Origin of the sequence: Bradyrhizobium sp. WBAH42, from assembly GCF_024585265.1 — a bacterium.
Taxonomy (GTDB): domain Bacteria; phylum Pseudomonadota; class Alphaproteobacteria; order Rhizobiales; family Xanthobacteraceae; genus Bradyrhizobium.
The window spans coordinates 6,323,007-6,347,827 of the sequence record NZ_CP036533.1; the positions used below are offsets into that span (position 1 = coordinate 6,323,007).

General features: G+C 65.4%; 24 protein-coding genes. 8 read left to right on the forward strand and 16 right to left on the reverse strand.

Annotated features, from left to right (window positions below):
* Positions 1-5: 5 nt before the first annotated feature.
* The 5 genes from fliR to flgB all read right to left on the reverse strand — a co-directional run bounded on the left by fliR (position 6) and on the right by flgB (position 2,402).
* On the reverse strand, positions 6-776 hold the full coding sequence (gene fliR, locus DCG74_RS29925) for a flagellar biosynthetic protein FliR (protein WP_172782889.1): 771 nt from the start codon (positions 774-776) through the stop codon (positions 6-8).
* A gap of 17 nt (positions 777-793) precedes the next feature.
* Positions 794-1,057, reverse strand: a complete 264-nt coding sequence (gene fliQ / locus DCG74_RS29930) for a flagellar biosynthesis protein FliQ (protein ID WP_011088555.1) — start codon at positions 1,055-1,057, stop codon at positions 794-796.
* Between the two features lie 171 nt (positions 1,058-1,228).
* Positions 1,229-1,537: a flagellar hook-basal body complex protein FliE gene (fliE, locus tag DCG74_RS29935; RefSeq protein WP_172782888.1), complete on the reverse strand. Its 309-nt coding sequence runs from the start codon at positions 1,535-1,537 to the stop codon at positions 1,229-1,231.
* Positions 1,538-1,553: 16 nt separating this feature from the next.
* Positions 1,554-1,979 (reverse strand): flagellar basal body rod protein FlgC, encoded by a 426-nt coding sequence (gene flgC / locus DCG74_RS29940; RefSeq protein WP_036013073.1) that lies wholly within the window; start codon positions 1,977-1,979, stop codon positions 1,554-1,556.
* Positions 1,980-1,997: 18 nt separating this feature from the next.
* Entirely contained in the window at positions 1,998-2,402 is a 405-nt protein-coding gene (gene flgB / locus DCG74_RS29945; RefSeq protein WP_172782887.1) for a flagellar basal body rod protein FlgB, read from the reverse strand.
* A gap of 355 nt (positions 2,403-2,757) precedes the next feature.
* Between flgB and DCG74_RS29950 the strand changes: the two genes are divergently transcribed.
* Together DCG74_RS29950 and fliP are read left to right on the forward strand one after the other, a co-directional pair.
* Positions 2,758-3,732: a flagellar biosynthetic protein FliO gene (locus DCG74_RS29950; RefSeq protein ID WP_172782886.1), complete on the forward strand. Its 975-nt coding sequence runs from the start codon at positions 2,758-2,760 to the stop codon at positions 3,730-3,732.
* Positions 3,729-4,487, forward strand: coding sequence for a flagellar type III secretion system pore protein FliP (gene fliP, locus DCG74_RS29955; RefSeq protein ID WP_172782885.1), 759 nt, complete (start codon positions 3,729-3,731; stop codon positions 4,485-4,487). Before DCG74_RS29950 ends, fliP begins: the two co-directional genes overlap by 4 nt.
* A 193-nt stretch (positions 4,488-4,680) precedes the next feature.
* Here the strand turns inward: fliP and DCG74_RS29960 are convergent, their stop codons facing one another.
* The 4 genes from DCG74_RS29960 to DCG74_RS29975 form a co-directional block, all read right to left on the reverse strand.
* Positions 4,681-8,391 carry a tetratricopeptide repeat protein gene (locus tag DCG74_RS29960; RefSeq protein ID WP_172782884.1) on the reverse strand — a complete coding sequence of 1,237 codons (3,711 nt, stop codon included), beginning with the start codon at positions 8,389-8,391 and terminating at the stop codon, positions 4,681-4,683.
* Between the two features lie 218 nt (positions 8,392-8,609).
* Entirely contained in the window at positions 8,610-9,440 is an 831-nt protein-coding gene (locus DCG74_RS29965; RefSeq protein WP_246708687.1) for a tetratricopeptide repeat protein, read from the reverse strand.
* Positions 9,441-9,576: 136 nt separating this feature from the next.
* Positions 9,577-10,203: a FecR domain-containing protein gene (locus DCG74_RS29970; protein ID WP_246708686.1), complete on the reverse strand. Its 627-nt coding sequence runs from the start codon at positions 10,201-10,203 to the stop codon at positions 9,577-9,579.
* 227 nt (positions 10,204-10,430) lie between these two features.
* Positions 10,431-10,604, reverse strand: a complete 174-nt coding sequence (locus DCG74_RS29975) for a hypothetical protein (protein WP_172782881.1) — start codon at positions 10,602-10,604, stop codon at positions 10,431-10,433.
* Here DCG74_RS29975 and DCG74_RS29980 point away from each other — a divergent pair.
* Entirely contained in the window at positions 10,595-14,683 is a 4,089-nt protein-coding gene (locus DCG74_RS29980; protein ID WP_246708685.1) for a VCBS domain-containing protein, read from the forward strand. The genes DCG74_RS29975 and DCG74_RS29980 overlap by 10 nt on opposite strands.
* A 22-nt stretch (positions 14,684-14,705) precedes the next feature.
* Here the strand turns inward: DCG74_RS29980 and DCG74_RS29985 are convergent, their stop codons facing one another.
* The 5 genes from DCG74_RS29985 to fliL form a co-directional block, all read right to left on the reverse strand.
* On the reverse strand, positions 14,706-14,903 hold the full coding sequence (locus DCG74_RS29985) for a hypothetical protein (RefSeq protein WP_172782880.1): 198 nt from the start codon (positions 14,901-14,903) through the stop codon (positions 14,706-14,708).
* A 599-nt stretch (positions 14,904-15,502) separates the two neighbouring features.
* Positions 15,503-16,264 (reverse strand): MotE family protein, encoded by a 762-nt coding sequence (locus tag DCG74_RS29990; protein WP_172782879.1) that lies wholly within the window; start codon positions 16,262-16,264, stop codon positions 15,503-15,505.
* Between the two features lie 9 nt (positions 16,265-16,273).
* Entirely contained in the window at positions 16,274-16,720 is a 447-nt protein-coding gene (locus DCG74_RS29995; RefSeq protein WP_172782878.1) for a DUF6468 domain-containing protein, read from the reverse strand.
* Positions 16,717-17,919, reverse strand: coding sequence for a flagellar motor switch protein FliM (fliM, locus tag DCG74_RS30000; protein ID WP_172782877.1), 1,203 nt, complete (start codon positions 17,917-17,919; stop codon positions 16,717-16,719). The genes DCG74_RS29995 and fliM overlap by 4 nt, the downstream gene beginning before the upstream one ends.
* 19 nt (positions 17,920-17,938) lie before the next feature.
* Complete coding sequence (fliL, locus tag DCG74_RS30005; protein WP_172782876.1) at positions 17,939-18,436, reverse strand: flagellar basal body-associated protein FliL; 498 nt, start codon at positions 18,434-18,436, stop codon at positions 17,939-17,941.
* 383 nt (positions 18,437-18,819) lie between these two features.
* Here fliL and flgF point away from each other — a divergent pair, with 383 nt between their 5' ends.
* Genes flgF through flgH form a run of 4 tightly spaced genes read left to right on the forward strand, consistent with a single transcriptional unit; the run spans position 18,820 to position 22,281 of the window.
* Positions 18,820-19,581: a flagellar basal-body rod protein FlgF gene (flgF, locus tag DCG74_RS30010; protein ID WP_172782875.1), complete on the forward strand. Its 762-nt coding sequence runs from the start codon at positions 18,820-18,822 to the stop codon at positions 19,579-19,581.
* A gap of 16 nt (positions 19,582-19,597) precedes the next feature.
* Positions 19,598-20,386: a flagellar basal-body rod protein FlgG gene (gene flgG / locus DCG74_RS30015; RefSeq protein WP_172782874.1), complete on the forward strand. Its 789-nt coding sequence runs from the start codon at positions 19,598-19,600 to the stop codon at positions 20,384-20,386.
* Between the two features lie 10 nt (positions 20,387-20,396).
* A complete protein-coding gene (gene flgA, locus DCG74_RS30020) occupies positions 20,397-21,512 on the forward strand; it encodes a flagellar basal body P-ring formation chaperone FlgA (protein ID WP_172782873.1) in 1,116 nt (371 codons plus the stop codon).
* 4 nt (positions 21,513-21,516) lie between these two features.
* Positions 21,517-22,281 carry a flagellar basal body L-ring protein FlgH gene (flgH, locus tag DCG74_RS30025; protein ID WP_172782872.1) on the forward strand — a complete coding sequence of 255 codons (765 nt, stop codon included), beginning with the start codon at positions 21,517-21,519 and terminating at the stop codon, positions 22,279-22,281.
* Between the two features lie 225 nt (positions 22,282-22,506).
* Here flgH and DCG74_RS30030 read toward each other — a convergent pair whose 3' ends face one another.
* Together DCG74_RS30030 and DCG74_RS30035 are read right to left on the reverse strand one after the other, a co-directional pair.
* Positions 22,507-23,286 carry a 2-keto-4-pentenoate hydratase gene (locus tag DCG74_RS30030; protein ID WP_172782871.1) on the reverse strand — a complete coding sequence of 260 codons (780 nt, stop codon included), beginning with the start codon at positions 23,284-23,286 and terminating at the stop codon, positions 22,507-22,509.
* An 81-nt stretch (positions 23,287-23,367) separates the two neighbouring features.
* A complete protein-coding gene (locus DCG74_RS30035; protein ID WP_172782870.1) occupies positions 23,368-24,396 on the reverse strand; it encodes an aldehyde reductase in 1,029 nt (342 codons plus the stop codon).
* Positions 24,397-24,489: 93 nt separating this feature from the next.
* On the opposite strand from DCG74_RS30035, the gene DCG74_RS30040 reads away from it, so the two are divergent.
* Positions 24,490-24,741, forward strand: a complete 252-nt coding sequence (locus DCG74_RS30040; protein WP_172782869.1) for a helix-turn-helix domain-containing protein — start codon at positions 24,490-24,492, stop codon at positions 24,739-24,741.
* Positions 24,742-24,821 lie beyond the last annotated feature (80 nt).

The following is a 24,821-nucleotide window of genomic DNA, read 5'->3' on the forward strand; positions in this document are numbered from 1 at the left end:
ATCACCTACTTGAGCGGCATCATCTGGTGCATGACACCGATGAAGTAGTCGAGATAGGTGCCCATCATCGCGGTGAGCACCACGGCGAGCACCAGGAAGCCCGCGAAGATCGACAGCGGCACGCCGACGAAATAGACCTGCATCTGCGGCATCAGCCGCGCCAGCACGCCCAGCCCGATGTTGAAGACGAGGCCGAACACCAGGAACGGCCCGGAGAGCTGCAGGCCGAGGCGGAACGCGGCGGCGAAGGCGCGCGTTGCGAGCGAAGCGATGTCGCCGCTCGACACGGTCTCGCCCGGCGAGAAGATCGTGTAGCTGTCGTTCAGCGCCGCGATCACCAGATGGTGGCTGTCGGTGGCGAACAGCAGCGTCACGCCCAGCATGGTCAGGAAGTTGCCGACCAGCACGCCCTGCTGTCCCTGCGTCGGATCGACCGAGGTGACGAAGCCGAGCCCCATCTGCTGCGCGATCACGGATCCCGCGACCTGGAGCGCCGACAACGTCACGCGCGCGGTCGCGCCCAAGACGATGCCGATCGCGATCTCATGCAGCATCAAGACCAGCAGCGGCGCCAGCGAGCCCATGTCGACCTGGTAGGCATTGCGATGCAGCGGCAGGATGATCAGCGTGAGCAGCAACGCGATCGACAGCTTGATCCGTGTCGGAATGTTGGTCTCGCCGAGCCCCGGCAGCAGCATCACCATCGCGCCGACCCGGGCGAAGGCGAGCATGAAGGAAGCGGCGAGCGCCGGCAGCAGCGAGACGTCGATGCGCATAGTTCACGCATTGTGCCTCAGCCGCCGATGATTCGCGACGAGATCCGCAGCATGTGGGCGTGGAGCGAGTCGGCCATGAATGGCAGCGCCAACAGCATCGTAGCGAAGATAGCCAGGATCTTCGGCACGTAGATCAGCGTCTGCTCCTGGATCTGCGTCAGGGCCTGGAACAGCGACACGATGACGCCGACCACGAGGCCGACCACCATCAGCGGCGACGACACGATCACGATGGTCCAGATCGCATCACGCGCGACGTCGAGGGTCTCGGGTCCGGTCATTTCAAACTTTCCTTGTTCATTTCCACCTTCCCACCGCTGCTCCGAGCGATGCGAAGACCCTCCCCCGTCATTGCGAGCGAAGCGAAGCAATCCAGGCTGCCGCCGCGGAGAGATTCTGGATTGCTTCGCTGCGCTCGCAATGACGCCTGGGACGAGCGCCAGCGCAAAAAATCAGATCGGCATCTTCATGATGTCTTCATACGCCGCGATGACGCGGTCGCGGACCGAGACCAGCGTGGACACCGCGACGTCGGTGTCGGCGACCGCCGTGACCACGTCCATCACGTTGGCCTTGCCGGCGGCCATTGCCACCGTCTGCGCGTCGGACTTGCGGCCGGATTCCATGACGCTGCCGACGGCGTCCTTCAGCAGCGCGGCGAAGGATTGCCCGTTGGGTTCGCTGCCCTTGCCGGCGCCGCTGTTCTCCAGCACGCGGGCGAGATTGGCGTAGGCGTTGGCGGCGATTGTCGGTGATGCCATGGCTCAAATGTCCTGTTCAGCTCTTGAGGATGTCGAGCGTGCGCTGGATCATCCGGCGCGTCGCACTGATGATGTTGAGATTGGCCTCGTAGGACCGCTGCGCGTCGCGCATGTCGGTCATCTCGACCACCGAGTTCACGTTGGGATATTTGACGTTGCCGCTCGCATCCGCAGCCGGATTGTTCGGCTCGTATCTGACGCGGAAGGCGGACTGGTCGGGCTTGATCCTGCCGAGGGTGACGACCTGCGCGTCGAGCGTGCGGTCGAGCGCGGAGGAGAAGGTCGGCACCTTGCGCCGGTAGGGATCGCCGCCGGCGGTCTGCGCCGTCGAATCCGCATTCGCGATGTTCTCCGAGATCACCCGCATGCGCCCGGCCTGCGCGCGCAGGCCCGAGGTCGCGATCGCCATGGAGCGGGCGAAGTCGCTGCTGTCATTTGCCATGATCCGCCTCCTTTAGGCCTAACCCTTGCCGATCGCGGTCTTGAGCAGGCGCAGGCTCTTCGAATAGAGCGAGGTCGCCGCGGCGTAATCCATCTGGTTGCTGGCGGCTTTCATCATCTCCTCCTCCAGATTGACGGCATTGCCAGCAGGGCGGGTCTCGAAACCGGCATTCTTGTTCTGGTCGAAGGCGGAAGGCGCGCCCGACGGCGTCATGTGCGAGGCGCTGGTCCGGGTCATGGCCAAAGGCCCCATGGACCCCGTGACGGCGCCGGTCTTGTCGAGCTTGGGCTCGACCAGGTCGCGCGGCCGGAATTTCGGCGTGTCGGAATTGGAGACGTTCTCGGACAGGACGCGCTGGCGCTCCTGGTGCCACTGCATCTTGGTGCGAAGCGCCGACAGCACCGGAAGGTCGTTGATGGACATCGTCGCGGCTCCCTCCGCCCCGGACGGACCCCAGGGACCGCCGCTAGGCAGAATTTGCCGCCTGTATGGTTAACAGCTGGTTAAGGACCGCTCGCAAAGCATGTCTCCCAGCCGAAGCTGATTCTCGCGCCGGCGCGATTCGCCCCCGCGAAAAGTGGCATTAACCCAACCGTTTGGCGGCGCGTGCACAGGGCAAGAAGTCGTTTTGGATCGGGCGATTCATGGGTTATTAAGAGTTGGGGACGGCAAAACTTGCCGTGGAACGTTAAGAAATCGCAGTTTTGGGGCATCGTCCGCCGGTGGTCGGCTCAACTGACCATGGGCACGAGAAAAGCGCCATTTGTCGGGGACAAGTATGCAAGGCAGCCCTATCACCTTCATCGTCGCGTTCATCGTCGTACTGGCGTTGATCGGCGTCGCTGCGTGGCTGGTTCGCCGATTCGCCGGTAGCCGCATCGGCGCCAACACCCAGCGCGGCCGGATGCCCCGCCTCGCCGTGATCGACGCCGCCGCGGTCGACGGCCGGCGCCGGCTGGTGCTGGTCCGGCGCGACAATGTCGAGCATCTGCTGATGATCGGCGGCCCGACCGACATCGTCGTCGAGCCCAACATCGTTCGCGCCGCGCCCAGCCGCGACCAGATCCCGCAACGGCCGAATGCCGCCGAACCGCCGCGCCTTGCCCCCATGCCCGATGCCGGCGGCTGGGCCGACGACGCGCCGCGGCCCGAGCTGCTCGATCATCCCGAGCCGCAAATGCCCGAACCGCCGCCGCGGCCCGCGCGCCCCTCCTTCGCCGACGAAGTGCGCCGGCCTGCGCCTGCCCTGGCGGAACGCCGCAGCGAGCCGGCCCTGGGCGGCTTCACGCCGGAGCCGGTCGCGCCACGTCCCGAGCGCGAACCGCGGCCCGAGCCGCTGCCGCCGCGCATCGCCCGCGGCGAGCCGCCGCTGATGCCGCGTCCGCCGCGCGGCAGTGAGCCGATGAAGATGCCGCCGGTGCGGGCCGAGCGCCCCGCCGCACCACCGCCTCCTCCGCCCGTGCCGCAGGCTCCGCCCGTTCCGCCGCCGGCGCCTGCTGCCGCGCCCTCGAGCGCCGAGCAGAATCTCGCCGAAATGGCGCAGCGCCTGGAGGCTGCCCTGCGCCGCCCGGCGGGGGAAACGGTCGCGCCCCCGGTTGCGCCCGAGCCGCCGCCCGCTCCGGCGCGCGCCGCTCGCAGCGAGCCGCCGGCGCCGCCCGCCCCGCCGGCGAAGCCGGCCGCGGAAAAGACCAGCTTTGAAAATCTCGAAGACGAGATGGCCTCCCTGCTCGGCCGTCCGAAGCCGTCTTCGTGAGGTTGCCGGCCCTCCCGCGTAGAGTTCTTTTTCTTTCTGTCCTGGTCGGCGCGGCTTCGCTCGCGAGCCTCGCGCATGCCCAGGACATCAGCATCAATCTCGGCGGCGGCGCGGGCGGCGGCGGCGTCACCGAGCGCGCGATCCAGCTGATCGCACTGCTCACGGTGCTCTCGATCGCGCCGTCGATCCTGATCATGATGACGTCGTTCACGCGCATCGTGGTGGTGCTGTCGCTGCTGCGCACCGCGATGGGCACCGCGACCGCCCCGCCGAACTCGGTGATCATCGCGCTCGCGATGTTCCTCACCTTCTTCGTGATGGGACCTGTCCTGCAGAAATCCTATGACGAGGGCATCCGCCCGCTCGTCGCCAACCAGATCGGCGTCGAGGATGCGCTCCAGCGCGCCTCCGTGCCCCTCCGCGGCTTCATGCAGAAGAACGTGCGCGAGAAGGACCTGAAACTGTTCCTGGATCTCTCCGGCGAGGCACCGCCCGCCACGCCGGACGATCTCGCACTGCGCATTCTCGTCCCCGCCTTCATGATCTCCGAGCTGAAGCGCGCCTTCGAGATCGGCTTCCTGTTGTTCCTGCCCTTCCTGATCATCGACCTCGTCGTCGCCTCGGTGCTGATGTCGATGGGCATGATGATGCTGCCGCCGGCGACGATCTCGCTGCCGTTCAAGCTGATCTTCTTCGTGCTGGTCGACGGCTGGTCGCTGGTGGCGGGGAGCTTGGTGCAGAGTTACGGGGGGTGAGGCGGCCTTCGGGCGATGCCTGCATCCCCTCCGCCCTCAGCGATCGCCTCCGCTCCCTCCCCGTCATTGCGAGGAGCCCTTGCGACGAAGCAATCCAGACTGCCTCGGCGGAACGACGCTGGATTGCTTCGCTACGCTCGCAATGACGAGATCGTGGAACCGTCGCGGGCCGCGCCTCGGGCGGTAGCGAGCTCTACCGCGTCATCTTGATCTGCCGGACAACCGGGATCGTGGGCAGCGAGCCGGTGTGGTCGCTCGTGTCCTTGGCCTGCGGAGCGCCGGGTGCGCGCGCCGTGGCGTCGGGGAAGCGCTGCTTCATCTCGCGCAGGAAACCGTCGAGCGTGTCGACGCTGGCGGCGAGCTTGGCGATCTCGGCGAATTCGGCGCTGGAGGCTGCGGCCGGCTTGCTCGCAATGTCGAAGGCGAGACGGTCAGCGCTCTCGCTCATCAGCGGGGCGTATTTCTCGCGGAAGCGCGACAGGCCGATCGAGTCGTCGGCGAGTGCGTAGCCGACGGCGGCGCGGATGATGTCGCTCTTCTCGACCGCATTGAGCGGCTTGAAGTCGCGGAAGCGGTCACCGTAATAGAGCTCGATCTGTTCGGCGGACTCGCGCCAGCGCCGCGCCGCCCAGAAGATGTCGGAGCGCAGGCGGAGCACCTCCCGCCCGGCGACGTTGGAGACGATGTCGAGCGCGAGATCGTGACGGCCGACGTCGCTCTGCGCGCGCGCCTCCAGCAGCAGGCGCTGCTGCCGGAGCTCCCCGGAGAGATCGCTGATGCGGCTCGCGCGCAGCGCGGTGATCGCCATGTCGGGCTTGCGGTTGGCGAGATAGATCATGGCAAGGCGCGCGGCGACCTGGGCGCGTGCGGCGCCTTCGAGGCGATGATCGACCTGGTATTGCAGGAGCTCGGCGGCCTGGTCGAGCAGATCGATCGCGGCAAGACGGTCGGCGAGCCGGCGGATCAGCTCGTCGCCGCGGCGGCCGATCGGCGTCTGCTCGCGGAATTCGTAGAACATCCCGAGCGCCTCGACCGGCGGCAGCTCGTCGCCCTTCGGCCCGAGGAAGATCTGCGTGAACAGCTCGGAGGCAAGATCCTGCGCCTGACGCGAGGCTTCCGCGTTCGGCTGGAGCCTGGTCGCGGTGCGCGCGGCGGTGAGCGCATCGCGGTAGCGTCCGTTCTCGGCATAGAGGCGCGAGAGCATCTGCAGCGTCTTGACCTCGATCGCGTCGCCGCGCCAGGTCATCGACAGCGTCTCGAGCTCGCGCAGCGCCTCTTCCTTGCCGATCTCGTCGCGCTTCTGGCGCAGCGCGACCTCGAGCTGCTTGGCCTCAGCCGCAGCCGGACGGTCGTTCGAGGCGACCGCGAACTTGTAATCGTCGAGCGCATCCTTGTCGTGGCCGAGCGCCTCGGCGAGCCGGCCGCGCAGCACGGCGAAGCCCGGCGCGGCCTCGGGCGGGACACCGACCACCTCGAGCTCGCTGCGGCGCTTGGAGGCGCCGGCATAGTCCTTCACCTCGAGGGATGCGCGCATCGCGTCCATCGTCACGATGCGCTGGATGTCGAGCGGCAGCGAGGCGATGGCGAATTCGACGTTCTTGAACTTCTCGCGCGCATCGGCCCATTTGCCCTGGCGCGCATAGGCGAGCGCCTTCCAGAGCTGGGAATCGTGGCTGTTGCCGATCGCAGGATTGGCGAGATCCTTCAGGCCCTGCGCGGTCCGGCCGATCAGGATGCTGGCGATCGCATGCATGATCAGCGCACCGCTCTCCTCCTTGTTGAGGGGATCGCTCAGCATCACGTCGGTCACGGCCTTGGCCTCGTGATACATGGCGCGCGACATGTAGAATTGCGCAAGATCGAGCCGCGGCAGCGAACGCAGCGCCGGCTCGACCGCCGAGATCGCCGTCATCAGCTCGCTCTGGCGCGTCATGAAGTTTTCCGACTGACCCTTGCGCCAGCCTTCGGGACTGAAGATCGGGCGCACCGCGGTCGGCGCCCGCTCGGCCGAGATGTCGACCGGCGACAGCGTCAAGCCACCCTTCTTGCCGAGTATCACCTTGTCGGTGCCGACCTCGACGCCGATCTCGTCGGAGTTCGGCCGGATCGCGATGCCGTGCGCGGATTCCAGCAGCGAGAGATCGACGAGGTCCTGCCGCTTGATGAAGCCGCGCACCGGCCGCTGCCCGGTGACGACATAGAGCGTGTCGCCGGCGTCGGGATCGGTGAGCTTGTGCAGCTGGCCCGGATTGGCGAACGGGATCGCGATGTTGGCGAGCGCGGGATCGGTGATGTTGCGCGACATCATCAGCGGCAGCGGCGTCGCCTGGATCTTGTCGGCGAGCGTCAACATCCAGTTGGTCTCCTTGCCGACCTCCTCGCTCGTCAGCGAATATACCAGCGGACGGGTGAGACGGATGCGTACCGCCTGCCCCTTGTCGAGCGGGATGCGGCCGACCTCGCCGATCATCGCGCCGCCCTTGGTGCGGATCGCCTCGACATCGACGGGCTTCGGCGTGTCGAACACCAGCCACACGGTGTCGCCGCGGCGGAACGCTGCCGCCGGCGTTGCGACCTGAAGCGGGAACGTCACGCGCAGGCCGTCGCTGTCGCGGCGTGCATCGACGCCGGCAATCGCGGGCGCGACCGGCGCCGGCGCGGCCTTGGCGACATCCGTGGCGGCATCCTTGGCCGGTTCCTTCGCGATCTCCTTGGGCGCTTCGACAGGCGCAGCCGCCGGCGCAGGCGGCGCCGGCTTCGCAGCCTCCTTGGGCCCCTCAGGAGCCTGCGCCGCTTCTGCCGCGGGAGGGGCTGCCGGTTTCGGCGCTTCGGCGGGCGGCAGCGCGGCGGGCGCTTCCACCTTCACCTCCGGCTTGACGTCGATCTTCGCCTCGCGCGCGATCGTCTCGGAGGTCGGCGGCGCGATCTCGCGGTGGGCGTCCTTTTTCTCGGCGGCGGGCTTTTCGGGCGCGGGCGCAGGGCTAGCTGCCGGCCCGTGACCGGCCGGCTTCATCTGCGCGATCGTCGCCTCGGGCGTCGCAGCCGACTTGCTCTTGTCGGGCTGGAAGGAGACGTCGACGACATAGTTCTTCTCGTCGCGGAACGAATGCACGTCGGAATCGCCGATCAGCGCGATCTCGACATTGGTCTGGTCGATATCGGATTTCTGCTTGATCGAGGCGACGTTCGGCGGCGCGGCGACCACTGCGTCCGCCAGGTCGAAATTGAGATTGGCGTTAAAGACGAGCGTGAGCTTCTGCTCGTTGAGCACGGAGGAGACGCCGACCCCGTCGGGCATCTCGAACACGAAGCGCACGAAAGTCGGCTGCACCGAGGCACGGACGCGGATCTGCGGACGCTTCTTGGCCTCCGCAGCCGCGCGCTGGGCGCGCAGCGCACGCTCGGCCGCGCGTGCCCGCTCCGCGAGTTCCTTGACCACGTCCATGGGCAGGCTCGGCGGCGGCCCCTTCCAGCCCTCGGGCAGCAGGTCGACGAAGGTGCGCTCGCCGGCGTTCATGGTGTTGACGGTGACGCGCCGCGCCAGCGACAGGCGAATGGCGCCGCCGTCAGGGTCGCGGCGGGCGGAGTTGACGTAATCGGGCGCGCCTTCCGGCACGCGGTCGACGGGAACATCGACGGGCCGGTCGAAGCGGATGATGAGGATGGAGCCTGCGGTGGTCACCTCGGAGGGAACGTCCTCGCCGAGCTTGATGACGAGACGGGCAAAGCCGCCACCGGCTGAAAACGTCGCCTCGCCCCTGATCGGATCGGCCGCCCGGACCGGCGCACCGAGGCCAATCAGGACACAGGCCGCCAGCAAAGAAGCCTTGCGGACATGGCGCGCCAAGCCTCGCGCCGAAGCGCGGGCTCGCGACACAAATCCAGCGGCAGCCTTTCGCGCCATTGGCGGTATTTCTTCCGGTTCGGCGGTCATGCCGGCATGGCGCCGGCGGTGCCGTCGACTGTAGGTCTCGCCAATTAAGGACTTGTTAATGCTATCTCTTGATTTGCGCTGGGAACAGCACGCCGCCGGGTCGAGCGGGGCCCGATCCGCCAGTTTGAATTTGAGACGCAGGCGGTTAAGCAGTTGTTAACGGCTGCACGACAGTGCCGTCGCGGTCGTCAGTCGCTTGACGGCACCCCATAGCGGACAAAGTCTTCGGCGATTCCATCCTCGATTCTCCTGGCCGCCGAGATATCGCTATTGCCGCCATCCGTGTCGCCGAGCTTGAATCTGGCCAGCCCGCGACCGTACAGCGCGCTCGCCAGCTTGGGCGCGTACCGCAGCGCTGCATTGTAGTCGTCGATGGCCGCGGAGAGTTGTCCCATTTTCAGATTTATCAGGGCTCGCGAATCGTATGTCGCGGCGTTGGCCGCTCCCGATCGAAGCACCATGTCGCAGTCCTCCATCGCAGCCTGCAAGGCGCCGAGGACGGCTCGGGCCCAGCAGCGTCCGCTCCACGCCGCCTCCAGCTTCGGGTCAAGGCGAATTGCTTCGTCATAGTCCTGCGCGGCACGGTCGTACGCATTCCTCTTCAAGTACGCTGCCGCACGGTTGGCAAAAGCCGTGGCATAGTCGGGGTTGAGCTTCAGCGCCTCCTGAAAAGCGCCAAGAGCGAGGTCGTGCGAGCCCGTCCTCAGATAGGCCACGCCGAGGTTGTTGAAGGCTTTCGCATAATTCGGGTTGAGCCGGGTCGCTTCAAGGAAATCCTTGATCGCGCCGCCGTAGTCGGCTTTGGCGCTACGGGCATTGCCCCTGTTGTTGTGGGCGACGGCGAAGCCGTTTGCGCTCCCCTCGCCCGCATCGATAAACGCCGTGCAGGCATCGATCCGAGCTTCGGGCGAGAGGCGATCCGACCCGTTACACAGTTCGATATTCTTGAGTGAGCTGCCCTTCTTCGGCGTCTGCGCCAAGCCCGACGAACCGACCAGTCCAACGATGAGAAAGAGCATCACTGCCCTGATGGCACTGGGTCGAGCGGTCATTTTCACACCAGGCGTCAAATCCCCAGGCGACCGAAGCACTCATCTTGTCTCTCTGCCGAGCCGACTCTGGCCGGCATCAGGGCGGCTTCGGCCAAGCAACGTCTCAGCACCCCCGACAGATATTGGGCCAGCGATTGGCGCTTCGATCGGGCTCCGGCGCCGCGCCTGCGGGCGGCTTCTTCAGGCGCTTGCTTTTGCCCTCCTCGATCAGCGTCGAAAATTTGGCTGACCCGTCCTCCGAAAGCTCGATGTGCGGCGTCGTACCTCGGATTCCCAACGTGGCAACGGGCGTATCGACCTTCATGTCGCCGGTCTTCGCAACATTGCCCGCAACGAAAGTGAACGTTCCCTTGGCGAGACTGAACAGGGCCGCATTGGACCTGCCGGCCGGCTCATACACATACTGATCCAGCACAATACGGGCGTTGCTCGATAGATTGAACGAGCTGCCGTCGCTGAAGTTTATTCCGACTCGGCTGTCGGCCCCGGTCAGCACCACGTCACCGAGATAGACGAGATCACCCGTCTTGGCGCGACCGGGCTCACCTGAGACATTCGCCTGAACGATCACTGCGCCCACGTGTTCGATCGTGACAGTGCCTGTGGCCGCCACCACCTTGCCAATCGGTTTGGACGACGAACTGGCGACGGCGGGCCCGGCGGGATCGATTTGTGCTCGAGCCGCACTCGGCAAGAGATTTAACAGCGCCAAGACCAGGCCCGCCGCCATAGCAGTTATTTTAAGTCTACACATGATCCCCCCTTTCTCGAGAGATCCTGTCGCTTTCGGCGGCTCATTTTCGAACCGCGAAGCGCAATCACAACGAACATAATTCTTGTTTAATTTGGTTAACCGGCCTACTTTATCGCCGCGCTAGGAAAATGCCACAAATTAAATACGTCTCGTTTGTCAATTTAATCACTTTGGCGGGAGTGGTGCGCGAATGGCGGTACGCGTCACCGTCGCCGCGCAATGCATCTCTCGATAGCAGACTTGATGATTTCGGCGGGCAAGCCTTCGGCTGCCAGCGCCCAGGATATTTGTCCCTTGGCGAGGGCCGCCCCAAAAAGACCGTGGCAGCACGCCGAGCCTGAATCGATCACCCAGGCGAGGTCGAGCCATGTCAGCATCCGACATCCAGGTTGGTACCGGGCCTGCAATGGCCTTGCCCGTCCAAATCATCGGCCATATTCAGACAGTGATCGGTTGCGGTACGCTCACGCGAGCCAGTGGCATCACCACGCAGGCCGTAGCTGGCGCGCCTGTCTACCGGACTGACGTGATCGAGACCGATGCCGACGGACAGATCACGGTTCGCTTCATCGACGGGACTTCCTTCAATATCTCCCGCGGCACTCGCGTCTCGCTGAGCGAATTCGTGTTCGAAGGCGAGCTACCTGCAGCCCTGTTCGACGAGACCCGAGGGAGCTTCACTTCCGCACCAGGCCGGGTGGCAGAGACCCGGCCTCTCCAGCTGAACACGTCGGTTGCAGGCATTCGCGCCCGAGGGCACGCGGGCGGCTCGGGAATGCTGACGCTTGCAGCATTGACTTTCTCGCTCGGACGAAATGCCGAAGCCGCTGACCCGGACGTCACGCTCCTGGACGAGGACTCCATCACTTACAAGGACCTTGCGCATGGCGCATTCGAGCTCGTGACCAAGGAGCCGATCCCACGGCGTATCATCGTCGAAGATCCGGGCGAGACGATCATACTCAAGAAGGTGGGCTCCAGCATCAGTGTCAATCAGGTCACGAACACGTCCGCTCGCATGGACGAATTGCACGCCGCGCAACAGGACGTGCTCGCCAATCTCGGAGGACAGGGGCCGCATGGCTCAAGCACGCCTCCCTTCGTCAAATCCCAGTCACTGCAGCCGATCAATTTCATTCAGCCGGATGCGCCTGCGCTGCAGCTTACGCCGAGTACGCTGCCGTTCATCACCCTGGCGCCTCTTGAACCTGTACCACCGAGTCTCAGCACCGGGGCTGGGCCAATTGAGCTCGACACGGTGGTCTTCGATACTTTCGCTGCGACGACAGGAACCTTCAGTGCCAACAGCGGCACCGGCGGCGGCCAGCTGAGCTTTGGCGTCGTCGGGGCGATTTCCACCAATACGGTCCTCGGCGGAGTGACATACGATTTGTCGAAGGCGAGCCCCTATGGGGTGCTCTACGTCAACAGCACGAGCGGCGCCTACAGGTTCGAGCCTGACGATGCCGCAATCAACGCGCTGAAGGCGCCCACGACAGACGACTTCGTTATCACCGCCTCCAACGGAGTTACCTCTATCAGCCAGACCTTCACCATCGCCATCAACGGTGTCAACGACGCCGCAATCATCTCCGGCACCACGACAGGGTCTACGATCGAGGCTGGCGGCATCGCCAACGGAACGCCTGGCATGCCGGTTGCGACCGGCACCCTCACGGACACGGACGTCGACGATCCGCCCAATACCTTCACCGCAGTGAGCTCCCCAAAAGCGAGCGCCGGCGGCTACGGCACCTTCACCATGACGGCCTCCGGCGTGTGGACCTACACCTTGAACGACGCCTCCCCGGCTGTGCAGAGGCTCAATGCCGGCGAAACGCTAACCGACAGCTTCACGGTGACCACGATCGGAGGCACCCCTCAGGTGGTGACGATCACCATCCACGGAGCCAATGATGCAGCGGTCATCTCCGGCGACACGACCGGCGCCGTCATCGAGGCTGGCGGCATCGCCAATGCGAATCCCGGTACGCCTGCCGCGACCGGCACGCTCATCGACACCGACGTCGACACGACCGCAAATGCATTCACGGCAGTCGGCTCGCCAACCGCGAGCGCGGCCGGCTACGGCACGTTCACCATCACGGCAGCGGGCGTCTGGACCTACACGCTCGACAACGCCAACAGCGCGGTGCAGGCGCTCAATGCCGGCGAGACATTAACCGACAGCTTTACGGTGACCACTCTGGACGGAACCGCCCAAGTGGTGACGATTACCATCCACGGCAGCAACGATGCTGCCGTGATTTCCGGCACAGCCGCCGGATCGGTGACCGAGGCCGGAGGCGTTGCCAACTCCCAACCCGGCGCGCCGAGCGCAACGGGCACGCTCGTGGCCGCCGACGTCGACAATGCGTCCAATACCTTCACGGCAGTGAGCTCGCCCAAGGCGAGCTCGGGCGGTTATGGTGCCTATACGATCACCGCGGCCGGCGCGTGGACCTACACACTCGACAATGCGAGCGGCGCGGTGCAGGCGCTCAATGTCGGCGATACACTCACCGACAGTTTCACCGTCACCAGCCTCGACGGCACGCCGCAGACGGTGACGATCACCATTTTCGGCAGCAACGACGCAGCCCTGATTTCCGGCACCACGACCGGCTCGGTGACCGAGGCAGGAACCTTCTCGCCCGGCGCACCCATTGCGACCGGCACGCTGACCGATACAGACGTCGACAACGCGCCGAATACGTTCACCGCGGTCTCTTCGCCGACCGCGAGCGACGACGGATACGGCACCTTCACGATGACCGCGGCCGGCGTGTGGACTTACACGCTCGACAACAACAACGGCGTGGTTCAGGCTCTCGATGTCGGCGACACCTTGACCGACACATTCACGGTCACTGCGATCGACGGTACGACGCAGACGGTGACCGTCGCCATTCATGGCGCCAGCGATGCGGACCCCAACGATTTCGACAACCTGGCCACCGGCTCCATCGTGATAAGCGATCCCCCGAACGTGTACGGAACGCCGGGGAGCGAAACCATTGCCGGCGGCGGCAGCACAGGTCAGGTCATCTATGCGGGGGCCGGCAGCGATACGGTCAACGGGACCGGCAAAGCGGACGTTCTCTACAGCGGCTCCGGCAATGACACGATCAAGGGCAATGACGGCGATGACTTTATCTACGGCGGCTCGGGAAACGACACGATCAACGGCAACAACGGCGCCGATACCATAACCGGCGGATTTGGTGCGGACCAACTCACCGGCAGCAATGGGAACGACCGTTTCGCATATTTGTTCGTCGCCGATTCCAACACGCGTCAGTTCGACACCATCACCGACTTCGCGTCGGGATCGGACAAGATCGACCTGACCGCCTTTGGCGCGCTTGGGTTTGCCATCCTGGCGTTGAGCTCGACCAGCACGGCGGTGCCCGCACGTACGATCGCCTGGATCTATGACAGCGCGGCGAATGAAACCATCGTGTACGTCAATCCAACCGACCAGACCCTGCACATCGGCGATTCCAGTCTGCTCGAAATCCATTTGCAGGGGATTGCAACCGTCGACGCCTCGGACTTCATCCTGGCGCCGGGGGCCGCACCCGTGATCGCGGCGGCCAGCGAGCTCTCCGACCTCACCGCACCCCTGCAGAGTGATGCGGCCGCGGTCATGACGACCACTGCCGAGATCTCGTCGGATTCCGGAAGCGACGACGCCACGCTTCTCGCAGCCGGGGGCCCGGCAATCCAGTCAAGCGAGCCGACCTACAGCCTGAATTCAACTTCGGACCAGATCGGAGGAACTGACTATTCCAGCATCTCCAGTTCGGATCCGATGCAAACGGCCGCGACTGAAACGTCCCTCATTGATGCGGTAGCTCCTTCCGCCAGCGGACCGTCTACGACGTTGCAGTCCGTCGCCGCACCGACGGAAGCCAGCTTCGTCTTCCACTTCACGGGCTTCGACACAGCCTCGGCGGCTGGCAAGAATGGCGCGATTGGGGGTGGCCAGATGGCTGACATTGCCATCGACGCGCTGAACTTTGGTCATCTTGCCGCCGAACAGCACGCCGGCCGCGGGCTTGCGCTCGGGAGCGATGCTGGACATCACGGCGTCTCTCCCCCGGGAAGCGCCGAGCAGGCAGCTCATGCCCACGGTCGTAGCAGCAATGAAACTGCAGACATGGCGCTCAACCCAGGCCTTTCGAAGTCATCGACCGGAGGCAACGGCCACCCGCCTGCAAGCGAGACGCAGCAGCTCGGCGACTCATTCCATTTCAAGGATAACGCTTCGCAGGGCTCACAGCACAGCGTGGTGCCGGATCATCTCATAGACCTTGCCGGTCATCACGACCAGGCCGGAGGAGGCCCCGGGTCCGAACTGGCGTTCACGCCTGAACTATCTCCGCCCGATGTTGATCCGCCTCATGGGCCAGTTGCAGCTCACGGCCACGGCTTGCACGATTTGATCGTGTGACGCCGCCGGGCCAATGGCGTCTTCAGTGCTGGTTCCCGGCGCCATCGGGCGCCGAGGCGCTCTCTTCGCCGAGAGAAGATTCATCGTCGCTGCCGGCCTCGCCATCCGGCGGCGCCGCATGCTGATGGCTCAGCGCGGATGTCCATGCGGATGTCATCGCCGCTGTGAGCAGGCGGTTGACGGCCTCGATGACGCGCTCTGCTGCGGACGAGTAGTTCATCGCCTCCTCCTGCGCTGCCGACTGCGAATGGCCGAAGCGTAGGACGGCGCCTTGAGCGCCACTGTACGCCACTTCACACCTGCGCGCGTCAACTCATCGCAGTCCCAGAGGATGCCGCCTGCTCCGGCTGCATCCGGCACGGGATTCTGATTTCCACCTTGTCGAGTTGCCGAGCGTGCGCACTCACAACCTTCGGCTCGTTGCGGTTGGCGCGCGACTCTGAATCAGATGTGACTCTCGGCGATGCAAATCGCATTGGTTAGCTCTGGGGGTAATCAATGAGCGGAGAAGCCGGTTGCATTGTGTGTAGCAGGGCAAGAGCGGTCGTCGCGATCGTCCCGATCGCCAGAGGATATGCCCTGAAGACATATGAGTGCGCCTGTTGCCACAGCACCCTGCAGCTCGTGACCCGCGTCTCGAAGGGGGCGCTGATCAGGCAGCAGGTCAATATCCTCGCTCGGGTGGAGCAGCAGTTGCGCCCGCCTGTTCGCAGGGCGCAACAGGCCTTCGCGAATTAAGCGCACGAGGCGTCTCGCTGGGCTCCAGTCCAACGACCGCGCGACAACGCGCGAATCGAAAGCGCGCTTCGCCTCGAGCCCTCAGTTCGGCTTTTGCGTCGGCTTGCCGTCGATCTTGGGCAATTCGCCCGCCGAGGCGGACTGGTCGCCGCCGCCGTTGGCGCGGCGGGCCATCTCGACGGTCAGGCGCTCGGCGGCCTCGGACGACATCAGCCCCAGGATGTCCGACATCTTGCGCGGCGCGATGGCCGAGGCGATCTCGATCAGCACGCCCATTTCGAGCCGGTCGAACACCCGCGCGGCATCCTTCGGCTTCATGCCCTCATACATGGTCACGAGGCCCTTCATGCGCTGGGCTTCGGCGGCCTTCTGCTCGGCCTGCGTCGCGGAGATGCGGGTTTCCACCGCCTTCATCTCCTCGACCTTGCCCTCGATGCGCTTCTCGGCCGACTTGAGCAGGCTTTCGCGGATATCGATCTCGCGCTGGCGGGCCTCGATCTCCTGCCGCCGCGCCTGCAACCGTTCCAGGATCGCACGCTCGGAGGCCGAGACCTGCGGCTGGCCCTCCTCAACCTTGACCACGGTGCCCTCGGGCTTGGTCTCGGGCGCGGCGGGCTTCGGCGCCTCCTTCGGCGCGCCATGGGTCGAGCCGGTGATGATTTCCGGCTCCTCGCGGCCGGGGAAATTCAGGTTCTCCTGCGCCCAGGATTTCTTGGTCTGGTTCGGCTTGTAGTCGAAGACATAGCCGCCGTTGATCGCGAGGCCCACCACCTTCAGCGTGGCGAGGCCTGCGACGGCGACGAGGACGACCGGAATGACGCGGATGTTACGAAAGGACTTCATACCCAGGCTTCATGCGGCAAGGCCGTTGGATCGTCGGCGCTCGGAGAAGGCTTCGGCGGCGGCCGCCACCGCCTTCGCGGTCGACGGCTTGGCCGCGGGCGCGGCGACCGTCTCCGGATTGGTGACGGGACGCGCCGCGATCGCGATCTTGGACAGGCGCCGCACCACGTTGTCGGCCTCGCCGAGCTGCTTGTAGAGCTGGTCCGACATCTGCGTCGCGGCGGCGAGCTGGCTGCCGAGGTTCTCGTTGACGTCGCGCACGGCGAGCTTCAGCCCGCCGATCGCGCGCTCGGCGATCTCGGTCGCGGTGATCAGCTCGCCGATGACGGCCTTCAGCGAATGCTCGTCCGCCTTCAGCCGCGTCAGGCGCTTGTTGAGCATGACGCAGTAGACGATCGTCAGCATCAGCAGGATAGCCACCAGCGTCTCGATCGCCATTCCCAGGGAGTGGTTCATGGGGCCTCCATCATCTTGTTCTGCTCGTCAACCTTCTCGAACATCGCAAGTGTCGTACTTGGCTTGCGCAAGGGTTTCGTCACACGGATCGCGACACGGTCGCCGACCCGGCCCATCCGCCCCTCGGTCAGCGTGACGTCGCCGCAGCGCACGGTGACGTTGGCGTCGGCGCGCATGTCCAGCGGCAGCGTGTCGCCGACCTTGAGCCGCATGAGTTGCTTGAGCGGAATGTCGGCCTCGTAGAGCACGGCGTCGACCGCGATCTCGGCCTGCACGATCTCGGTGGCGAAATGGCCCTCCCAGACCGGGTCGCGGCCGAACTTTTCGCCCATGAACATCTGGAGCAGGACGCCCCGGATCGGCTCGATGGTCGCGTAGGGCAGCAGCAGCTCGACGTTGCCGCCGCGGTCTTCCATGTCGATGCGCAGGCGCACCAGGATCGCGGCGTTGGCGGGACGGCTGATCGCGGCGAAACGTGGATTGGTCTCGAGCCGGTCGATCGTGAAGGTCACCGGCGACAACGGCCGGAACGCCTGCTCGGCGTCGGCCAGCACCACCTCGACCAGCCGCTTGACCAGCTCGGTCTCGATCGTGGTGTAGGGCCGGCCCTCGATGCGCAGCTGGCTGGTGCCGCGTCGGCCACCGAGCAGCACGTCGATCATCGAATAGATCAGGTTGGAATCGACCGTCGCCATGCCAAAGTTCTCCCACTCCTCGGCCTTGAACACGGTGAGGACGGCGGGCAGCGGGATCGAGTTCATGTAGTCGCCGAAGCGCACCGAGGTGATGCGGTCGAGCGAGACTTCGACGTTGTCGGAGGTGAAATTGCGCAACGACGTCGTCATCAACCGCACCAGGCGGTCGAAGACGATTTCGAGCATCGGCAGGCGCTCGTAGGAGACCATCGCCGAATCGATGATCGCGCGAATGCCGGAATGGTCGTCGAGCGTGACGTCGCCGACGGTGAAGCCGAGGAGATTGTCGATCTCCTCCTGCGACAGCACACGCTCGCCGGAATTCTTGCCGCTGCCGAGATCGCGGCTGCCGTCCTCGACCATGGCCGCCCATTGCAGGGCCATGGTCTCGGACAATTCGTTCTCTGCGGCAGCCTTTGCCGCCTCGGCGGGATCCTCGCTATCGAGCGAGGCCTCCCACTGGGCGGCAATTGCATCCTGGTCGACTTGGTCGTTGCCCGCCATGATCCCTAGTCCGTCATGCTCACTGGACCACGACTTCCTTGAACAGCACCGCGCTGACCTGGACCGGGGCGACCGCCGCGTTGACGCGCTTGGTCAGCTCCTCCTTGAGGCGGAAGATGCCGGCCGAACCGTTGAGGTCGGACGGGCGCAGCTCGCGCACATAGGTCTGGAAGATGTCGGTGACACGCGGCATCGTCGGCTTGATCGCCTCGATCTGCTTCTCTTCCTTCAGCTCCAGCACGATCTTCAGCCGCAGATATTGCACGCGCTCGCCCGGCGCGCCGGCAAGGTTGACCATCATGTCGGGGACGTCGACGAAGGCCGGCGGCTTCGGCGGCGGCGCGGCCTCGGCATGATGCTCGTCGCCGCCATGACGGAAGAAGAAGAACCAGGTCGCAGCGCCGCCGCCGAGGACGGCGAGCGCGCCGACGACCATGATGATGAGCTTGAGCTTGTTCTTCGGCGGAGCGGCTTCCGCGCCATCAGCGGCTGCGCCGCCTTCGTCATTCTCTGCCATGGTCGCCGCGCCCGTTCATCTCTCAAAGGGGTCGAAAGAGCGAAGCCTCCTGGCAGACAATGACGCGATACGAATGCCCCCAGCGCAATGCGCTCCTCTGATGCGCAAACGCTACGGTAATAATGGTTAACGGAATCTTTCGATTGGGCCTTTGCTAGGAAAAATCTGCCGGGCAAACATGGCTAACAGAACCTTTCTGCCGCCCGTTAGCGCCCCTCAAAAATCGACAGGATATTGATAATACTTACCTTTTTTGGTTGGCACGGCTTTCGCTGAGGAAGGGCCGAGACCACACGGTTTGGGAGAACCGACGGTCTCGGTCACGGGATCCGCCAAGGCGCTTGGGAGAGCGAAATGGCAGATCCGCTCAGGGGAGATTTCCGATGCAGAACGCGCTTCTGATCGGCTTGTCACGGCAGATGACGTTGGAGCGGCAGATGGATGTCATCGCCAACAACGTCGCCAATGCCAACACCAACGGCTTCAAGGCCGACCATTCGCTGTTCGAGGAGTATCTGAACTCGAACGCGCGTGAGGACAATTTCATCGGTCGCGACCGCCGGGTCTCCTATGTCCAGGACCGCGGCACCTTCCGCGACATCGGCCAGGGGCCGATGGAGGCCACCAACAATCCGCTCGACGTCGCGATCAACGGCGGAGCCTATTTCGCGGTGCAGGCCAATGGCGGCGAGCTCTATACCCGCGACGGCAAGTTCTCGCTCAACAGCACCGGCCAGCTCGTCACCGCCGACGGCAATCTCGTGCTCGGCAATGCCGGCCCGATCACCTTCCAGCCGACCGACCACGACATCAACGTCGCGCCCGACGGCACCGTCACGGTGCTCGAGGGTACGGCGAAGACCGACTCGATCCGCGGCAAGATCCGCATGGTGTCGTTCGACGATCCGGCCAGGCTGACCAAGCTCGGCGCCAATCTCTATGCCGCCGGCTCGGCAAACCAGCAGGCCGACGCCAAGTCCACACTGCAGCAGGGTTACATCGAGAAGTCGAACGTGAACGCGGTCGGCGAGATGACCCGCATGGTCGAGGTGATGCGCAGCTACACCGCGATCGCCAACCTGCTGCAGCAGCAGAGCGACCTCCACAAATCGGCGATCGACAAGCTCGCCGACGTTCCGGCCTGATTGAAGGAGAACTGAGATGCAGGCGCTTCACACCGCAGCGACCGGAATGGCGGCACAGGAACTCAACGTTCAGGTGATCTCCAACAACATCGCCAACCTCCGCACCACCGGCTTCAAGAAGCAGACGGCGGCATTCCAGGACCTGATCTACGAGCACGTCCGCCGCGTCGGCGCCCAATCGTCGGACCAAGGCACCATCCTGCCGGTCGGCGTCGACATCGGCGGCGGCGTCAAGACCGTCGGCACCCCGCGCAGCATGACGCAGGGCACGCTGTCGCAGACCGGCAACGACCTCGATCTCGCCGTCTCGGGCGAGGGCTTCTTCAAGATCCTGATGCCCGACGGCACCTTCCAGTACACCCGCGACGGCACCTTCCAGATGGACAATCAGGGCCGCGTCGTCACCGCGCAGGGCAACCCGGTGCAGCCCACCATCACCATCCCGAACAATGCCTCGGGCATCAGCGTGAGCGAGCAGGGCCAGGTCTCGGTGACGCTGCCGGGCTCGTCGACCTCCTCGATCGTCGGCCAGATCGGCATCACCCGCTTCATCAACAAGGCGGGCCTGCAGCCGGTCGGCAACAACCAATTCACCGAGACGCCCTCGTCCGGCGCGCCGCAGGACGGCACCGCGAACTCCGAGGGCTACGGCAAGATCACGCAAGGCAGCCTCGAGCAGGCCAATGTCGACGTCGTCTCGGAGATGAGCGACCTGATCGCCGCCCAGCGCGCTTACGAGATGAACGCCAAGGTGATCAGCGCCGCCGACCAGATGATGCAATCGACGACGGCACTGTTCCGCTGAGGTGATGACGATGATCCGCGCCACCCTCGCCACGATCTCGACCCTTCTCGCGCTGGCCTTGCCGGCAGCGGCCGCCGACGATTTCATCGCCGCGCCGACGCTGCGCGCAAGCGTCACGGTGACCTCGGACGTGGTGCGGGTCGGCGATCTCATCGACAACGCCGGATCCGCCGCGCTGATCCCGGTCTACCGCTCGCCCGATCTCGGCACCACCGGCACGCTGACGGTCGGCCAGGTGCTGTCGGTGCTGCGCGCCAAGCAGGTGATCGGCGTCATGACCGGCGACATCAAGGAGGTCCAGGTCACCCGCCTCGCCCGCACCCTCGCGAGCAAGGATATCGAAAACGCGGTCGCCGCGGCGCTCGAGCGCCGCTTCGGCCTCGGAGACGCCGCCAACCTCACCATCACGTTCGACCGCAGCGTCGCCGAGATGCGGCTGGACGCCTCCAACAGCGGCGCGCTGCAGCCGGTCGCAACCCGTTATGATGCCCGCAGCGGCCGTTTCGACATCGCCTTCGAGATCGCCAACGACGGCAATGCCGCGCCGACCAAGCTGCGCTTCACGGGCATCGCGATCGAGACGGTGGAGGTGGCCGTGCTGACCCGCGACATCGACCGCGCCGAGCTCCTCAAATCCTCCGACCTGTCGTTGGAGCGCCGGCCGAAGGCCGAGGTCGCCGGCGAGCCCGCCTCGCGCGACCGCAGCATCGGCATGCAGCTGCGCCGAGGAATGCGCGCGGGTACGCCGATCCGCGCCGCCGACCTCGTCAGACCCGACTTCGTGGTGCGCGATCAGGCCGTCACCATCATCTACCAGGTGCCCGGCCTCTATCTCACCACGCGCGGCAAGGCGATCGAGAGCGGCGCCGAGGGCGACACCGTCAGCGTGCTCAATCTGCAGTCCAAGCGCACGCTGACCGGCGTAGTCACCGGCCGCGGCCAGGTGACCGTCCAGGGCGCCAGCCAGTCGGCGCCGGCGGTCGAGCAGACCTCGTCGGTCAAGCGCGACAACGTGCCGGCGGCCGCGGCCCTGGCGCAGAGCCTGATCCAGACGCCCACGGCCGAGATCGCCCAAGCCCAGATTCCGCAAGTTCGCCTCTCGCAGGCTCCAGCCAAGTCAGAGTAGATTCATGTCCACGTTCAGTTCGGCCTCCCGCCTTCGTCGCATCGCGATCTCCGCCCTGCTGCTGGCGACTTGCGCATTGGCGAGCGGCTGCTCCTCGATCGACCGCCTGTCGCAGATCGGCGAGCAGCCAAAGCTGTCGGCCATCGACAATCCGACCACGCAGCCCGGCTACAAGCCGGTGCAGATGCCGATGCCAAAGCCCGAGGTGGCCTCCTACAATCCGAACTCGCTGTGGCGCAACGGCAGCCGCGCCTTCTTCAAGGACCAGCGCGCCCGCCAGGTCGGCGATCTCCTCACCGTGACCGTGAACATCACCGACAAGGCCAACATCGAGAACGACACCTCGCGCAGCCGCACCAACAAGGAAGATTCGGGAATCACCAACTTCATTGGCGCCCAGACGATCACCCAGGCCAACAAGATCCTGCCGGGCCGGGTCCTGACCGCGGACTCGACCTCGTCGAGCGAGGGCAAGGGCAGCGTCGACCGCAAGGAAGCCCTGCAGACCAACGTCGCCGCCGTGGTGACCCAGGTGCTGCCGAACGGCAATTTGGTCGTCGAAGGCAAGCAGGAGATCCGCGTCAACTTCGAAATTCGCGAGCTGATCGTCGCCGGCATCGTCCGCCCCGAGGACATCCAGAGCGACAACACCATCGACTCCACCAAGATCGCCCAGGCCCGCATCGCCTATGGCGGCCGCGGCCAGATCACCGACGTGCAGCAGCCGCGCTACGGCCAGCAGGTCATGGACGTGCTGCTGCCCTTCTAAGCCTCTTCAAGAGCTCCCACATCGTGCTCGCGAACTAAAGGCGCGAACGACGATGTACTACGCGGCCCTCGCTAGCTCCCCTGGCGAGGGCCGCATGTATTTTGGTGTGGATGGCACGGTGCCCCGCACGCCGTCATTGCGAGCCAAGCGAAGCAACCCAGGAATGTGTCCGCGGAAAGACTCTGGATTGCTTCGCTTCGCTCGCAATGACGGGATGAGAGACCACTACGTAAACTCCGCCTCCACGACGCCGAGCCCGTCCAGCTCCATCCGCACCTTGTCGCCGGCCTTCAGCCACAGCGTCTTCACCAGGCTGCCGGTGAGCACGAGCTGCGCCGCGTGCAGCCCCTTGCCCTCGGCGGCGAGATGGTTGGCGAGCCAGGCCAGCGCGTTGTGGGGATGGCCGAGCACGTCGGCGCCGGTGCCGTGGCTGACCTCCTCGCCGTTGACGATGGCGCGGCCTTTGACCGCCTTCAGGTCCGGCACCGACGAGCGCGGGACCGAGGGACCCAGCACGCAGCCGGCGGCGAAGAAATCGTCGGCGATCAAGGTCGGCGCGCCCATCGTCTCCCATTTCACGTAGCGGTCGTCGACGATCTCGATCGCGGGATGGTAGGACTCGACCGCCTCGCCGACCCATTCGGCCGTGAACGGCGCTTCGCCGGCGGCAAGGTCCCGCTTCAGCCGCACCGCGATCTCGCATTCGACGCCGACGCGGACATAATTCGAGGCGGCGAGCTTGGCGCCGCTGTCATGGACGCCCTTCTGGAACACGCCGCCGCCGCAAGGGTGCGGGATGCCGATATAGTCCTGCATCACCTGGCTGGTGCAGCCGATCTTGTAGCCGACGAGCGGGCCGACATGCGGTAACAGCAGATCGTGCAGGGTGCGCTGGACCTGATAGCCCTCGGCTTCGTCCGCAGGAGGACGCTCCAGCGCGGCAAGCGGGGCATGGTTGCGGCGCGCCAGCGCGATCGCCTTTGCGGCTTCGAGAGTCTTGTTCATCGGCGCCGCCTCCCACGCTACGCAGTCCAAGGCGGCACTTCAGCATCCCAGCTCCGGCCTGACAAGCGCAGGTGGCGTCCCTCAGCTCTTGACGAGGCCGAGCCGGATCAGGCTCTCGGCGGTCGCAAGGATCGCCTCCTTGTTGGAGCGCGCCTGCCAGCCGAGCAGCGACCGGGCCTTGGCGCTGGTGGAATGCCTGACCTTTCCGAGCATCGGCACGACCGCACGCAGCAGCGGAATCCGGCTCGCGGCCAGCCGCACCAGCCAGTCCGGAGCCTGGAGCCGCGGAACCCGGCGCGCCCGCGGCCCGAGTTCCCGCCGCAGCACGCGGGCGATGTCGAGGATCGACATCGTCTCGCCGGAGACCGCGATGAAACGCTCGCCTTTCGCCTCCGGTGCGGTCATCGCCCGCAGGTGCAGCTCGGCGACGTCGCGGACGTCGACCACGCCGAAATAGACGCGCGGCACGGCCGGCATGGCACCGTCGAGCAGCGACCTGACGATCTCGATCGAGCCGGAAAAGTCCGGCCCCAGCACGGGCCCGAAAATGCCGGCGGGGTTGATCACCGACAGTTCCAGCCCATCGCCCTCGCGCGCGACGAAATCCCAGGCCGCTCGCTCGGCCAGCGTCTTGGACTTGACGTAAGGTTGGCCGTCGACAGCGGCGAGATTGGTCCATTCGGTCTCGTCGAACGGCTTGTCACGCGGCGGATGGCCGTAGCCGATCGCGCCCAGCGACGAGGTGATGACGACCCTCCTGACGCCGGCTGCGCGCGCGGCCCGGAGCACCCGGAGCGTTCCGTCGCGGGCCGGAATGATCATCTCGTTCTCGTCGGTTGGCACGGTGGTCGACAGCGGGGACGCCACGTGGAGAACGTAATCGCAACCCGCGACCGCCGCCTGCCAACCGTCGTCCCGGATCAGATCGGCGTTGAAGAAGGCCACGCTCTCGGGCGCTGCTGCCCCGCCCTCGCGCAGCATGGCGAGCACATCGGCCTGACGCTCCGCCCGGCGCACGGTCGTCCGCACGGCGTGGCCGGCGGCCAGAAGTTGCAGGACGACATGGATACCGACGAAGCCCGACCCGCCGGTGACCAGAACAGTGCTCATGACCAGCTTCTCCTCGTGGCACGGGCCGGCAAATTGGTTCGGTGGCCCTGCTCAAGCACGCATCTGGTCACTATGTCCTGGTGGACAAGTAGAATGGATGTCGAGACCGGTATGGAAAACCTGACCAGCGTTTGCGACGGCGACTCCACGCAGCTGCGCGAGCTCGAGCAGGACGGCCTCGTGTCGCGCACTGCCTTCGCGGAGAAGCCGATGAGGGTCGAGTACGAGCTGACCGAGGCAGCCTACGGCCTGTTGCCGGCGTTTAAGGAAATATTGAGCTGGTCCAGGCTTTATGGGGATACACGTCTTGAGACGTCGCTCAGGCCTGATTGCAGCGATGCTTGATGCAGCTGGATCAGCGTCTCAACTTCAGAGTCGATCTCGTTGATGCGACTCGCAAAACCTCCCGCACCTGAAGTGAAGGC